The organism is Roseovarius sp. YIN77 (assembly GCF_057219155.1).
On sequence record NZ_JBXVVI010000024.1, the window covers coordinates 1 to 14,493 of the forward strand.

Annotated in this window: 12 protein-coding genes and 1 pseudogene; 3 read left to right on the forward strand and 10 right to left on the reverse strand. The window is 54.7% G+C overall.

Annotated features, from left to right (window positions below; genetic code table 11):
• A partial coding sequence (locus AC2D8P_RS15110; RefSeq protein WP_484703636.1) for a hypothetical protein occupies positions 1-185 on the forward strand: 185 nt, incomplete at its 5' end.
• Positions 186-313: 128 nt separating this feature from the next.
• Here the strand turns inward: AC2D8P_RS15110 and AC2D8P_RS15115 are convergent.
• The 6 genes from AC2D8P_RS15115 to AC2D8P_RS15140 form a co-directional block, all read right to left on the reverse strand.
• Positions 314-1,492 (reverse strand): acyl-CoA dehydrogenase family protein, encoded by a 1,179-nt coding sequence (locus AC2D8P_RS15115; RefSeq protein WP_484703637.1) that lies wholly within the window; start codon positions 1,490-1,492, stop codon positions 314-316.
• A 193-nt stretch (positions 1,493-1,685) separates the two neighbouring features.
• On the reverse strand, positions 1,686-2,705 hold the full coding sequence (locus AC2D8P_RS15120; RefSeq protein ID WP_484703638.1) for an AraC family transcriptional regulator: 1,020 nt from the start codon (positions 2,703-2,705) through the stop codon (positions 1,686-1,688).
• Positions 2,706-2,831: 126 nt separating this feature from the next.
• Positions 2,832-4,016 carry an acetyl-CoA C-acyltransferase gene (locus AC2D8P_RS15125; RefSeq protein ID WP_484703639.1) on the reverse strand — a complete coding sequence of 395 codons (1,185 nt, stop codon included), beginning with the start codon at positions 4,014-4,016 and terminating at the stop codon, positions 2,832-2,834.
• Complete coding sequence (locus AC2D8P_RS15130) at positions 4,013-6,133, reverse strand: 3-hydroxyacyl-CoA dehydrogenase NAD-binding domain-containing protein (protein ID WP_484703640.1); 2,121 nt, start codon at positions 6,131-6,133, stop codon at positions 4,013-4,015. The genes AC2D8P_RS15125 and AC2D8P_RS15130 overlap by 4 nt, the downstream gene beginning before the upstream one ends.
• Positions 6,134-6,144: 11 nt before the next feature.
• Positions 6,145-6,831 carry a dimethylsulfonioproprionate lyase family protein gene (locus AC2D8P_RS15135; RefSeq protein ID WP_484703641.1) on the reverse strand — a complete coding sequence of 229 codons (687 nt, stop codon included), beginning with the start codon at positions 6,829-6,831 and terminating at the stop codon, positions 6,145-6,147.
• The gene (locus tag AC2D8P_RS15140; RefSeq protein ID WP_484703642.1) at positions 6,828-8,432 is read right to left on the reverse strand and encodes a fatty acid--CoA ligase; all 1,605 of its coding nucleotides are present in this window, start codon (positions 8,430-8,432) and stop codon (positions 6,828-6,830) included. Before AC2D8P_RS15140 ends, AC2D8P_RS15135 begins: the two co-directional genes overlap by 4 nt.
• A gap of 237 nt (positions 8,433-8,669) precedes the next feature.
• On the opposite strand from AC2D8P_RS15140, the gene AC2D8P_RS15145 reads away from it, so the two are divergent.
• A complete protein-coding gene (locus tag AC2D8P_RS15145) occupies positions 8,670-9,593 on the forward strand; it encodes a LysR substrate-binding domain-containing protein (RefSeq protein WP_484703643.1) in 924 nt (307 codons plus the stop codon).
• A 63-nt stretch (positions 9,594-9,656) separates the two neighbouring features.
• Here AC2D8P_RS15145 and AC2D8P_RS15150 read toward each other — a convergent pair whose 3' ends face one another.
• The 3 genes from AC2D8P_RS15150 to AC2D8P_RS15160 all read right to left on the reverse strand — a co-directional run bounded on the left by AC2D8P_RS15150 (position 9,657) and on the right by AC2D8P_RS15160 (position 12,804).
• Positions 9,657-11,213: an ABC transporter substrate-binding protein gene (locus AC2D8P_RS15150; protein WP_484703644.1), complete on the reverse strand. Its 1,557-nt coding sequence runs from the start codon at positions 11,211-11,213 to the stop codon at positions 9,657-9,659.
• A gap of 497 nt (positions 11,214-11,710) precedes the next feature.
• A complete protein-coding gene (locus AC2D8P_RS15155) occupies positions 11,711-12,268 on the reverse strand; it encodes a TetR/AcrR family transcriptional regulator (protein ID WP_484703645.1) in 558 nt (185 codons plus the stop codon).
• Positions 12,265-12,804: a dihydrofolate reductase family protein gene (locus tag AC2D8P_RS15160; RefSeq protein ID WP_484703646.1), complete on the reverse strand. Its 540-nt coding sequence runs from the start codon at positions 12,802-12,804 to the stop codon at positions 12,265-12,267. Before AC2D8P_RS15160 ends, AC2D8P_RS15155 begins: the two co-directional genes overlap by 4 nt.
• 388 nt (positions 12,805-13,192) lie before the next feature.
• Between AC2D8P_RS15160 and AC2D8P_RS15165 the strand changes: the two genes are divergently transcribed.
• Positions 13,193-13,537 carry a DUF6538 domain-containing protein gene (locus AC2D8P_RS15165; protein WP_484703647.1) on the forward strand — a complete coding sequence of 115 codons (345 nt, stop codon included), beginning with the start codon at positions 13,193-13,195 and terminating at the stop codon, positions 13,535-13,537.
• On the opposite strand, the pseudogene AC2D8P_RS15170 reads toward AC2D8P_RS15165, so the two are convergent.
• Positions 13,518-14,006, reverse strand: a pseudogene (locus AC2D8P_RS15170) (ATP-binding protein); the annotation flags it as partial. The gene AC2D8P_RS15165 and the pseudogene AC2D8P_RS15170 sit on opposite strands and share 20 nt — an antisense overlap.
• Positions 14,007-14,493 lie beyond the last annotated feature (487 nt).

Sequence of the window (14,493 nt, forward strand, 5' to 3'; positions counted from 1 at the left end):
GAACTCGTAAAACAGCGCTGCCTGTGCTTCCTGCCTCGGTCCCATCATCGCCAATCCTCCTGATCAATAAGAGAATTGAATCAGCGATCAACCCATCAATCAAGCAGGAGTTTTTCAACAAAATATCCGCCAAGCAGTCATTGGTCACACGACGATCCAAGGTCTGCTTGGCGGACAAAGGGTGAATTCGCTGCATTTGCACCAAGGTCTGCAATATCGAGTAACCGGCCGCATATGCGTGGCCGGTGTTTCGATTTTACCGATCTCTGAGGAGATTTTCAGGTCGGCTCTGCTTCGTCGGTGGGTGGGATGTTTAGCCGGCCTCACCAAATCCTTTCGGTACTGGCAGATCAGGTAAGGTCGCCGCTCGTTTTTGCAGGGCTCGCCCGATAACTACACGGCTGATTTCGGTTGTCCCGTCCACGATCCGCAGCATTTGCGCGAGGCGAGACAAACGATCCAGACCATAAGGCTGCAACAGTCCCATACCGCCCAACACTTGCGTACAGGTGTTCGCAGCCTTAACCGCTGCATCGGGAACAAACCGTTTGGCATGGGCGGCCATCAGCGGTCCCTCGGGCGTGCCGAGCGCCTCTGCTGCCTTGCGATAGAGCAGCTTGGACGCCTCCAGATCGGTGGCCACCTCGCCCAGCATCCACTGGATCCCGTCCAGATCAAGGTTCTTGCCACCAAACATCTTGCGGTTCTTGGAATAGGACAGCGCCGTATCCAATGCCGCTTGCATCAATCCACAGCATCCTGACGCAATCGAAACGCGGGCGATATCGATCGCCATGAGTGAACCTTGCAGGCCCTGACCAATGGGCAGGATGATGTTGTCTTCACTCACCACGACTTGGTCCATGTACATCTCGGCCAGAGGCAGGAAGTTGTAAGACGGGGTGTCGTAGAGCGGACCAAAGCTGAGCCCCGGAGTATCGGCGGGAATGGCGATCATCGCCATATCCTTGTGGCCGGGTGTGTCACTGGTTTTGACCACGGTGAAATAGATATCAGCCTCGGTCGCCAGACTGACCCATGCCTTCGCACCGCTGATCGTCCATGTGCCGTCGTCATTGATCACGGCTCGCGAGTACATGTTTGTTGCGTCCGATCCCGATTGCGGCTCGGTCAGTGCAAAGTTCGCCAGTTTGCGGCCAGAGGTCAGATCCCGTGCCCATTTTTCCTTGAAGGCATCTGTGCCATAGCCGCAGCCCGCGAAGGTACAGATGTTATGCATCGACAGGGCAAAGGCATAAGCGCCGTCCCCCAGCCCCAGTTGTTCATAGACCTGAATGCCCTCTGCCAGCGGCAAGCCCTGACCACCAAACTCCTCGGGGGCGTAGAGCCCCGTCAGGCCAGCGGCCCCGGCCTTGTCAGACGCATCACGGGGCCACTTCTTTGCGGCGTTCCAGGCGTCCACATTGGGCAGGATGACCTGCTTGGCGTGGTCGCGTGCGGCTTGGAGTATGGTGGCGAGTTTGTCTGACATTGGTCGGTCCTTTTGTGAGCGGCTCTTTCACATGACGCCACACTTCAGCACCTGCTGAGCAGGCAGCGGGTCAAGCTTCTAGAGGAGAACCAGGTGAGAACGCCATGTATTGCGCAAGATTTAGCAGGAGAAACTTCTTCGCTCTATCTCGTGTGGTGACAGGGTATTGTCCAAAAGTGACAAAAAGCGCGTCTCAGATATTCGTCCTGCGATACGAACTGGGGGTGCTGCCGGTCCAGCGTTGAAAGGCCCGGTGAAAATTGGCAGCAGAGGAAAAGCCGACATCATGTGCGATGGCCTCGACGCTTTTGTGTCCCGCCTGCAGGTCGCGGATAGCGATGTCGCGCCGCAGGGCATCCTTGATCGCCTGAAACGAGGTCCCATCCGCTTGCAACCTGCGGATCAGGGTGCGCGGGGTTATGTGCATCGCGGATGCTGTCTGGGTCAGGGTGGCCGCGTCCCATCCCGTTTGGCCCAGATATGTGCGCACCCGTAGCGATTGGGTATGCTCCCGCGAAGAGGTGAAGATCCAGTCCCGGGGCGCGTTTTGCAAAAACCGGTCAAGATCAGATGTGCTACGCGCTTGCACAGGGCCCAGAGCGTTCGGGGAGAAGGAGATCGCAGTGGCGGGTTGGCCAAACTGAAAGGGTGCGGGAAAGATAATCGCGTAATCCTGATCAAAGTCCGGGCGATCAAACGCGAAATCAACGGCCTTAACCGGAACCTCATGCTCTGCCAGCCAAGACATGAGCCCGTGGGCAAGTTTGAGGATCAGCATATGTCCAAACCGCTGAAGCGGCACTTCGCCTTGTGGTTTCAGGGTAAGCACCAACGCGTTGTCGGCGTCCTCCAGATCAAACTGATAATCATCCAGCAACATGTTCCAGAACGTCGAAAACCGGTAGAGTGCCGATGAAAGAGATGTGGCCTCTCTGACAGTCGTCAAAAGATGTTGCAGGGCCCTTGGCCGGACGGGCCTGCTCCAAAGCCCCATCATTTCATCGCCGGTCTCAACAGCGGCAAGTTGATAGAGACATACGATCTGATCCAGTGTGACGCGACCAGTCGGCGAGCGCGTATCAGCGTTCAGACCGGACCGGCTAAGCAGCGACGCCATCTGCGCCTCTGGGCACAGGGCACGCAGCGCTGCCAGCCAGTCATCGACAAACTGGCTGGAAACCGTGGAAAGGATCGTTGGCGTGACATTGGTCATAACACCTCAGGAGGTATCACCAATTCCGGGTGATAGGAAACACGGCACATGCAGATGGTGACCTTCACTGATTACAGGTCAATGTCTCAACCAAATAACGCTCTGCTTGAACCCGTTTCAGTGGGGTCAGGCGACTTCAAACAACGCTGCGGCCCCCATGCCTCCGCCAACACACATGGAGGTCACCACGTATTTTACGCCACGACGTCTCCCCTCAAGCAGAGCGTGCCCGACTTGTCGCGCACCTGTCATGCCATAGGGATGGCCGATCGAGATGGCACCGCCGTTCACATTGTAGATTTCGGGATCGATGCCAAGGTGGTCGCGGCAATACAGAACCTGGCAGGCGAAGGCTTCGTTAAGCTCCCAAAGGCCAATGTCGCTCACGCGAAGACCTGCAGTCTTCAGCAGCTTTGGAATGGCATAGATCGGGCCGACCCCCATCTCTTCCGGTGCGTTTCCTGCAACTGCCATACCGCGATAGATACCTAGCGGTGTGAGGCCCTGCTGCTCAGCCATTTTACCTTCCATGAGCACACAGGCCGAAGCGCCATCTGAGAGCTGGCTTGCGTTTCCGGCAGTGATCACGCCTCCTTCGACAACCGGGTTCAATGCCCCAAGTGTTTCAGCCGTCGTGCCCGGCCGGTTGCCTTCGTCTTTTGACAAGGTCACTTCTTCCAGGGTTTCCTCTCCGGTTTCGCGGTTTTTTACCCGTTTGATCGCAGTGATCGGAACGATCTCGTCATCAAAGGCGCCAGTGGCCTGAGCCCGGGCCGTCCGACCTTGGGAAAGTGCAGCGTATTCATCCTGGGCGTCACGACTGATCCCATAGGTCCACGCCACATTTTCCGCCGTCATCAGCATCGGCATATAGGCATGTTCAGATTGGACGATAACGTTTGGATCTTTCTCATCGCCCGCCCATCTCAGATAGGCATTCTGCAGGGCGGAAATATTCTCCTGCCCGCCAGCCACGGCGACGTTCTGACCATCTACAATGACCTGCTTTGCAGCCGTCGCAATGGCCATCAACCCGGAGGAACATTGCCTGTCGATCGTCTGCCCTGCCACCGTATTGGGAAGGCCCGCCGCCAGCGCCGACAAACGAGCGACATTCATGCCTGCTGTCCCCGCCGTAAGGACCGATCCGATGACGACATCTTCGATCGAACCGGGGTCTACGCCTGCACGTTTCACGCTATGCTGAATGGCGTGCCCCATCATGGTAGGGGATTTGATGTTGTTCAGCGCACCCTTGAAGGCCACCCCAATCGGGGTTCGTGCGGTTGAGACAATAACGGCTTCTCTCATGATTTTTCCTTTTTGGCATCAAAGTGCGCGGTAAGCGTCACGTCCGAGGTTGCGAGTTCTTCCAACAAAGGCGCAGGCGTGAACCACATCTCACCATAGGCACCTAGCGACTGCCGATAGTGGGTCATGCGTTCCAAAATCTGACTTAATCCAATCTCGTCAGCATAGTGCATTGGGCCGCCGCGCCAGTTTGGGAAGCCATAGCCATTGACCCAAATCAGGTCGCAATCACCCGGGCGCGTTGCAATTTCCTCTTCAAGGATCAAGAAGCCCTCGTTGATCAGGGGAAACAGACACCGCTCAAGGATTTCCTGATCGTCGATGTCCCTGCGCTTCACGCCATGCAAGTCCGCCAAATGGGCACTGATTTGAACAATCTCTGGGTCTTCGACCCGTGTCCGCCCCTCGTAGACATAGCTTCCTCGCCCGGTTTTCTGACCCAGTCGGCCTAGTTCAAACAACCTGTCCTGCACAGCCTGGTATGTCGGGTCATGCGCGATTTCACTACGCCGTTCCTGACGCACGCGTGCGCCCACATCGACTCCGGCCAGATCTGCCATCGCATGAATGCCCATGGCCATGCCGAAGCCTTCAAGGACGTCATCCACCTGTTTCGGCGTCGCCCCCTCTAGAAGCAGACGGGATCCTTCGCGGAAGTATGGTTCCAGCATCCGGTTTCCAACAAAGCCGTAGCACACGCCAACCGTGACAGGGAGCTTTCGGATCTTCTTTGCGACCGTGATTGCCGTTGCAATGACATCGGGAGCGGTCTTGGCGCCCCGCACCACCTCTAGCAAGCGCATGACGTTCGCCGGGCTGAAGAAATGGAGACCAATCACATCCTCCGGGCGTGACGTGACTGCGGCGATTTCGTCAAGATCCAATGTCGATGTGTTTGAGGCCAGTATCGCGCCAAGTTTTGCGTGTCGGTCCAGGGCTTCAAAAATCTGGTGTTTGACATTCATGCTTTCAAACGCCGCTTCGATGATCAGGTCGGCCTCTGCAAGGTCGGCGTAGCTGAGCGTCCCGGTGGCGTTGGCGGCGATTGCCTCTGCCCGATCGGCACTGAGCCGCCCTTTTTGGGTCGCGCGCTGGAAATGCTCCCGGACCTTTTCCAGTCCCAGTTCGAGCGCACCTTGCGTAGTTTCAAGAAGCGTGACCGGATACCCCGCCTGCAGAAAGGCGATAGCAATGCCGCGCCCCATTGTTCCGGCACCGATCACGGCGACCGATGCAATGTCACGTGGTCGGTCCGCACGGGTAACGCCCGGAACCTTGTTGCATTCACGCTCCGCAAAGAACAGGTGTCGGCCGGCGCGCGATTGAGGTGTGTCGAGCAGTTCGGCGAAACCTGCCTTCTCTTGTGCCAACCCCTCGGCCAGCGGCAGTTCGCACGCGGCCTCGATGGACACCAAACATCGTTCAGGGGCGACAAGGTTTTTGGACCTGTGCGCTATCTGGTCTCGGAAACCCGTCAGATATCCCTTCGGATCAGGGTGTGTGACGGTCATATCCACGCAACTACGTTTCGGAGCGCCCTCTTGGCTGACACGGGTGGCGAAACCCAAAACATGCGCGCAAAATTCTCGGTCGTTCTCAAACAACGCGTCGACCAGCCCGCAAGACAGGGCATATTCGCCTTTCACGGGATCACCCGAAAGGATCATTTGCGTTGCCGCTTCCAGCCCGGCAATCCGTGGCAGCCTTTGGGTGCCCCCGGCGCCTGGCAGCAGCCCCAGCTTGATTTCGGGCAGCCCCATCAATGCATCCGCCGTGGCGACACGGTAATCACAGGCAAGCGCAATCTCCAGCGCACCACCCATAGCGGGACCTGCAATCGCGGCGATAATGGGTTTTTTGCTGGTTTCAATCGTTACACACAGGTCTGGCAGGTCCGGCTTGTCCCAAACTGCCCCGGTACGGAACTCGACGATGTCAGCGCCGCCGCAAAAGAGCGGCAGAGCCGAGCATAGAACGATAGCTTTGACCTGTTCATCGGCGTCCAACTCGTGGATGGCCGAGGAAAGCGCCTGCCGCATCTTCAGGCCAAGGGCGTTCACCGGTGGGGCATTCAGCTCAATGAAAGCGACACCCTCGGTGTGTTTAATGGAAATCATGTTCGGAAACCTCAATTAGGCTGTTTGGCAAGATCTTGTTCGATCTCTGCCCAGTCGTCGAAATGGATTACATTGCAGGGTGAATTCACGTTCTCGAGCCAGGCAAAGACGGAGATGAATGGCTGGTTATAGACCCGGGTGGCGTGGGGCTCGCCCGCCGCGTTCCAGATAAGTGATCCAGCCGGATAGTCCTGCCAATCGCGGGTGCCAAACCGCCAACCAGATCTCTCGGACAGGTTCAGGTACAGCTCTGGCGCGTCGTGGTTGTGGTCGCGATACAGCGTCCTTGGGCCCAGCATGAAAATGCCAAGGTTGAAGTCGGGATGGTGATGTCCACACGCATCGGGTCCGATGAGCAGGGTATGCAGGTTGCACTTTGTGTATCCCTCTCCCAAATCGGCACCAGGGGGATAGAATTGGGCGTTGTCTTCGCGCCACACCAGATCATCCTTCGCGGCTTTCAGACAACGTGCGATATCCTGCAATTCGGGGGCGACAACTCCGTCGATGGCGTTCTTCAGAACCTCATCGTGCCGGGTTCCTTGGGGAGGTAAGTCAATGAGCCTCTCACCCTTCAGGTCCATGGCTGCCAGCTTGCCCAACGTCAGATCAACGCCGCGCGTGACAGCTCTGTGAGCCTGCAGATAGGTGAAAATGGATTGAATAAGCGCCTGAATACGGCGTTGCTTGTCTGTCATGATTTTATTACCGCACGAGTTGAAATGTCTTGCCGCACGAGTTTCTTGTCGAGCTTGCCGACGCTGGTTTTGGGAAGGCTGGTGACAAAGAGTATTTCGTCAGGAACTGCCCACTTCGAAAGTTCACCTGCGTCAACGCGCGACTGAATTTCCGCCATGACGCTTAGGCGCACAAGATCCGGATCGGCATCTTTTGCGGCTTGAGCGACCAACACTGGCCTTTCGCCCCACTTCGCGTGTGGCAGCCCGATCGCGGCGATGTCCTCAACGCCGCTGCAAGACGATGCTATGTTTTCCAGTGCAAGTGAGGATATCCATTCGCCGCCGGTCTTGATCACGTCCTTGAGGCGATCCGTGATCTGCAACGACCCATTCTCGCGGACATACCCAACATCCCCGGTATGAAGATACCCACCGTCCCAAAGCTCATCCGAGGCTTGCGCATTATCCAGATAGCCTTGTGTCAACCAGGGAGCCCGCGCTACAACTTCACCGGTTGTTTCACCGTCGTGCGGGACGTCTTTCATATCCGGCGTCACAACACGAAGGTCGACAAGTGGGCCGGAAAAGCCGGTTTGCGCCTGTACCTCTGGATCATCGCTGGACAAATCTGCCACTGTCAGAAATGGACAGGTTTCGGACATGCCATAGGCCGCATGCAAGGATATACCTGCCGCCGCGGCGCGGTCTTGCAGACTGCGCGGCAAAGCGGCCCCGCCAATGATAACTTTCCATCTGTGCAAGTCAGTTTGCGGGCAGTTGGGATGGTCGAGCACCATTGAAAGAACCGTGGGCACGCAATGGGAAAAGGTGACGCCTTCGTCTGCAATCAATCGCAAGATTGTGTCAGGGTCATATCGACCGGGATAGACCTGACGCAGTCCCAGCATCGTCGCGGCATATGGAAATCCCCAGCCGTGGACGTGAAACAAGGGCGTAAGCGGCATGTAAACGTCGCCGCGATGAAACCCGGAATTCCCCGGCCACGCGCCGAAACCAGCGATCAAGCCCAACGTGTGAAGGACCAACTGCCGATGTGAATAGCTTACCCCTTTGGGATTGCCGGTTGTCCCGGTCGTATAAAACAGGGTTGCGGTTTGGTTTTCATCGAAGTCCGGGAAGTCAAAGCTGCCTGGGGCTTCGCCTATCCACTCTTCATATCCTTCACCATCTCCAATCGGTACGATGATGATGTCGCGTTCAAAGCTCGATTTGATATCGTCAATGAGTGGCATGAAATCTTGATGCACGATGATCAGGTCCGACTTGCCGTGGTTGATCGTATAAAGAACCTGCGCAGGAGACAAACGTACGTTGATCGTGAAAAGGGTCGCGCCCATCATCGGAACCGCGAAAAAACACTCAAGATAACGATGCGTATCCCAATCCATGACACCGACGCGCATGCCCTCACGTATCCCGCTGGCCTGTAGAGTATTTGCAAGCTGGCGCACGCGTTTGCCCAAGTCCGCGTAGCTCAGCCGCATTTCGGTGCCGCTGACGATCTCTTGGCTGGCTGACGCGAGCTGGGATCCGGCCAGCAAGTGTTTAATCAGCAACGGATAGCCATATGCATTTGGCGAAGGTGAAAGTGGTGGCATGAAGGTGGAATCCTTGAGCTTCTTTTCCTGCTAATCTGGCATTTCTCACCCGGTTGAAGAATTGAAAGAAATTTCTTTTCATCAAGAAATTCTAACCGATCAAATCGCACCGCTAATTGCGTTTTACCCCCTGACAGGCTATGAAAAAGAGTATCAAAACCCTGCTGCATTCGCGCCCGTCGTCGGATAACTCTGCTTGAGGGCAAGCAGAGTTGGTTTCATCAAGGAGATGCAGTAATGACCACTCACATGCCCACGCTGGTTTCACTGCGCGCTTTTGAGGCGGTGGCGCGTCACAAGAGTTTCCGAAAAGCCGCTGAAGAGATTTGTGTGACCCATGCGGCAGTCAGCCACCAGGTCAAAGCGTTAGAAACAACAATCGGCGTAAAGCTGTTGGAACGCACAAGCCGTTCGGTCGAACTGACACCGGCTGGCGAGCAATATTACCCGCCAGTCCGCGAACACATTCAGGGCATTATCAAAGCCACGCGGCGCATCCAGGCACCTGAGGAACCGGACGTGTTGCTCGTTCAGTCCTACGCAAGTTTCAACACAATGTGGCTCCAGCCCAGACTGGCTGACTTTCTCCAGGACAATCCAAACACGCGCGTGCGCATAGTTTCTACCTTTGAAGACGGTGATTATGATGTGCACCGGTTCGATGTTGGCGTGTTCAACGCGCCACCATTTGATAAGAGATTTGACTATAGCCCCTTGTTCGAAACCGATATCTACCCGGTATGTGCTCCGGAGGCCTTGAAAACCGCAAGCGGTGGAATGCCGCTGGAAGAGCTAGGAAATTACCTATTGCTGAGTATCCCAAGCACATGGAATGAGCCGGATGACTGGGACTGTTGGTTGGATGCGGCGGGCTTGAACCGCGGCACTATGAAATTTGGCTCGATCTTCGACAATTACCCGCTTGTCCGAGAGGCTGTTCTGAACAATCACGGTATCAGCGTCGCAAGGGCACCGTTTTGCGCGCGTGATCTTGAACGGGGGCGGCTGGTCAGACCGTTCGACATTTCGGTGCCCGAGCCAGGCCGCTGGTATCTGGCGATGCAAAAAGAACGTGCACCCAACCCGAAGCTCGACACGTTTGTTGACTGGCTGTTCGAACAGATCGAGGCCGACCCAACCATGCGGTTCTTCCGGGCCTGACCGTAAAGCATTTCGAATTGTGCTTGGGGTGCCGTGTTCACCGACACCCCGGTTTTCAAGAGGTCAGGCGAACCACCAGCGCTCCATGAAGCGGTTGCCGTCGAGATCCCAGTCAGAGCCCATGATTTCGGGCAGCCCCAACTTGTCGTTGACTGCAAAAACCCAGTCGTTGAACATTGGAATGATCGCGCCACCATCGGTCGCGCAGATTTCCTGCATTTCCCAATACATTTCGCGGCGCTTGGCATTGTCGAGTTCGGCACGCGCCTTGATCAAGAGGTCGTCAAACCGCTCATTGCACCAGAAGCTCTCGTTCCAGGACGCGCCGCACTGATAGGCCGTCGAGAACATTTGGTCCGGAACCGGACGGCCGGCCCAGTATGAGAAAGTAAACTCCTTTTTCATCCAGACATCAGACCAATAGCCGTCATTGGGTTCACGGATCACGTTGATATCGATACTAGCCGCCTTGGCCGAGGCCTGGAAAAGCACAGCAGCGTCCACCGCACCGCCAAAGGCCGCGTCCGCAGCCGACAAATTCACCTGCAAATTGTCTATGCCGGACTGCTGCAAATACCACTTGGCCTTATCTGGATCGTACTGTTTCTGCTCCAGTTCAGAGTTGAAGTACTGTTCGCCAGCACCGACCGGATGATCGTTGCCAATGGAGCCGAAGCCGAACAGGATCTTGTCCACCATCTCCTGGCGGTTGACGCCGTATTTCAGAGCTTGACGGACATTCTTGTCGTCATAGGGCGCCCGGCGTACATCCATCGGGATCGAGTAATGCGCCTTGCCCGAAATTGAGTGGACATTGACACCCGGCTTGCGCCCCAAAAGCCCGGCAGTTTTCAAATCTACCCGGTCAATCACATCTACATCGCCTGAAACAAGCGCCGTGGTCCGGGCGTTCAGATCGACCAGCGCCAGAAATTCGACGGAATCGAAGAAAGCCACGTCATCGCGCCAATGGTTTTCATGCCGCTCCAACTTGGCCGAAACGCCTAAGTCGATGGAGGCACTCTTATACGAGCCGCAGCCATTTCCCGACTGCCAGTCGATCGAGTCGCCATCTGCTTTGCAGATCGGCAGGTGGTAATCAGTGAGAAGGAATGGGAAGTCGGCATTGCCACCGCTCAGTTTGAAGACAACGGTGTCGTCGCCCTCGGTAGTGATATCCCGCACCGGCTCGACGAGCGGCGCTGCCGCCGAGGTCGAGTTTTCGCCACGGTGGAAGTTGATCGAATTGACAACGTCCTGAACGGTAAGCTCTTGCCCATCGTGGAACTGAACGCCCTTGCGGATCTTGAAACGCCATTCTGCGGCGTCCTCTGATGCTTCCCAGCTTTCCGCCAGTTCTGGCGTAAGTGAACCGTCAGGACCGACCTGGGTCAGACGGCCATGCACAGCATGTGTCCACGCAATCATAAAGCCTGAATCATACAGGCCGGGGTTCAGTGTGTCGGTTGTCTGGCCATGCCCAAGGCCAACCCGCAAATGACCACCTCGTTTGGGCGCGGCGCGGGCCACACCAAACGGCAACGACGCGGCAGCAACCGTCGCCGCCGTGGTTTTCAAGAATCCGCGGCGATCAAGCAAGCCGCCTTTGATAAGAGTCATGTTCGTTCTCCCTGAATGCTCTGATTTGCGACCGCACGCCCGTCAGCGGGCAACGGTGTTTGAGCCGACGGTTCGCCGGATTGGACACTCAAGTTGTATCGACAGCCCTATGCACAAAAGAACTGAAAAGAATTTTGGATCATGTACAAATGCTTACAGGTGGAGAGTTGAAGTCAGGCTAAAATTGAGTGACCTTCTTTCCAACCAAAACTTCTCAGATGTAAATCCCTATGTGGCAATCGCAGATGAATACGCGACTGTTTCTAACAGATGGCAGGAGGAGTCATCACACACGAGGATGTCCGCTCTGTGCTCATCACGCCCATTCGTGCGCGCTGCAGCATTTGACATTTTGGGCTCGGAGGAGACCTTCTCTGCATTTAATGCCAGAGGCAGCAAAGCGAACATGTTGCAGTTTACAAGGCTTGTTCGAGCGTTAGCTATCTTTGCGGGCGAGAATTTCTTCCAATGCGGAAACTTCATCTTTTTTAAGATGCTCAGCCATTCGCCTTCGCGAAAACCCAGTCAACGCCGCGCAAAAAGCCCTCGATTGTTAAAGAATTATTCTCTCCGCATGACGCAGAGAGAACAAAGCCGTGCGTGTAGTCGATGAGAAGGTGCAGTAGCACATTTTCCTTGTCACCGTCGTTGAGTTTCTGCGTGCAAGCCTGCAGTTCGTTTGTGATCTCAATGAGACCTTCGCTCATGAGAGAAACATCTTCAAGAACCGCCCGCAACAAGTTAGCATTCAGCAAGGCTCGCTGGAAGTACGCGCTCAATATGTTGCGGGCCATGGTTTCCGGGCTCTCCCCCGATACACCCTGCAGTGAGTTCTCAAAGGCTACACGAACCAGATCTGCCAGCAGTTCATGCTTGCTACCGGAATGGTAGGCCACGGCCATCGGCGTCACATTCAGCTTTTCAGCCAGTAGCCGAAACGAGAGTGCTGCCGCTCCATGCTTTTGCACAATGGGTAGCGCGGTTTGCAATACAAGCTGTTTTGACAAACGCTGGGTTGATTTTAGTGGCCGTCCGACCGCTGACGACCTTGTCATGCGCCTTTCACTCTGTACACCAGATCAACAAGACCGGACGGAAATGACGTGGACGAGATCAACTCAAGATCAACGTCACCGTCGGTTTCTCCAAATATGCGGATACCATCACCGAGCAAAATGGGAACAATGGCGATCTTCATGTCTTGCACCAACCCGATCTTGAGAAATGAACGAATGATCGCGCCCCCATCGACATATACACGTTTGTGACCGCGTTGGCGAAAGGTCTCCCACAACTCCTGAGGGCTTTCTGTTGTGAATTCAACTTTACCCTCCAGATGTTCAGGCAGGTCCCGACTTGTCATTGAACGACTGAGGACAACGACCGGCATCGAATACGGCCATTCGCCAAATCCTAGGACAGTTTTCAGCGACCCGGAGCCCATGACAAGAATATCAACGCTGTCCATAAATTCATTGAAGCCGTGGTCTTCATTGTCTGTAGGCTGTTTGTTCAACCAATCGAGTGTGTGATCTTTTCTGGCAACGAAGCCATCTAGGCTCATTGCCATCATGATATGTCCGGTAGGCATGTAATTCTCCGTGATGCAATAATTATATAGCATATAATTATTTAGCGAAAAACTTTTACGAGAACACATCAGACGCGACACTTTGCCGAGGAAAGTGGACATTTGCCCAGGTTACACAATTGGTTGAAGAGGGCTCCAACCCGACATTCGCTGCAAATTTTATCAATGACAGCTCACCGTGTTGAAGCCAAAGAAGCGGACTAAAACCAACACACAGTGTGGTACTTAATGTGGTATATTATATCAACTTAACGTAATTAATCATATAATTCAGAATATTAATATATATATTCGGCAGCCTTCGTCTCCGCCACCCACACCTATTGTGTTTTTTCTCAATATATTAGACACTTGGAGTATCTCACGGAGGATACCATGGAGGATACGAGTGTCTGATTATCCAGCTACGACGTTGGCCTTCAACAAAGGTAAATACTACGTCCTTCTGACCATACCCGCAGATTTGCGGCGGCATTTCAATGGTAGGAAACAGCTCAAACGCTCCACCGGAACTAGTGATCTGGCTGATGCGAAACGTCGTCAGCACAATATCTCTGCAGATTTGTATGCTCATCTAGACAACTGCAAGCCAGATCAGCTTGATGTCATCAGTGATCTGCTCGGTTGGATCGGTGATGCCGAGGAAATTCAGAGGCTGGAGGACGCCGGTGACCTAGAAGGCATGATCATGTCTCACAAATACGCCGAGGACAGCCGAGTTCATCAAGGATGACCAAGTCGACTTTGGTGAACATCTCAGCCAATTTGCCAGCCTTTCCGAGGGCTTTTTCTTGCTCCAGGGCGTTGACCAATTCCACAGTCGAGTAGAATCGCACCTTGCATCTGTGGTGTTCGATAGCCTGCACGCCGATGGCGGTTGCGATGTGGCTCTTGCCCGTTCCCGGGCCACCGATCAGCACAACGTTTTCTACGTTCTCCACGAACTCGCCGCGGTGCAACTGCCTGACCGTGGCTTCGTTGATGTCGCTGGATTTGAAGTCGAAGCCTGCGAGATCTTCATACGACGGGAAGCGTGCCACTTTCGAGTGATAGGCAATTGAGCGCACCTCCCGCTCGGCGATCTCGGCTTTGAGCAGTTGGGACAACATAGGCGTTGCAGCTTCGAACGCTGGTGCGCCCTGGGCGATCAAGCGACCGCATGGGTGTGCTTGGGTGATGACGGATATAGGTAAAGACCCCAGCCCTGCCCCACACGAATGCGGGATCGACTGGGATTGATTATTCAGAACCATTGATCGCTATTACCGATCTGTTGAGCGGCGAGACGCCTTAAGCTGCGCACGGTGTTTGTCCTGCCACGTCAATTTCCGGCAGGTATCTTTGCAGTTTCAGGCAAATTTGAAGAGAATAAGAATATTTCAAACGGTGCCAGAAGTGTAATGTGGGTACCATTTTACAATCAAACACTACGCAAAAATCACGTAACTCATTGATTTTATTGGAGGAGAGCACCGGAATCGAACCGGTGTACACGGATTTGCAATCCTAAGGATTACGCTGAATTCATTGAATATTTTTGTAAAATGAGAAGCAGAGTGCCCGTGAAATATCTGTGGGTTGGTTGCTGATGGTAAAATGTGATGGGCGAAGCAGATATTAGATTCAATCGCAACTAATGGCCGGATCGAGCCGTTTATGTTCTCTAATCTGTCAATGCGCGTTTTCTGA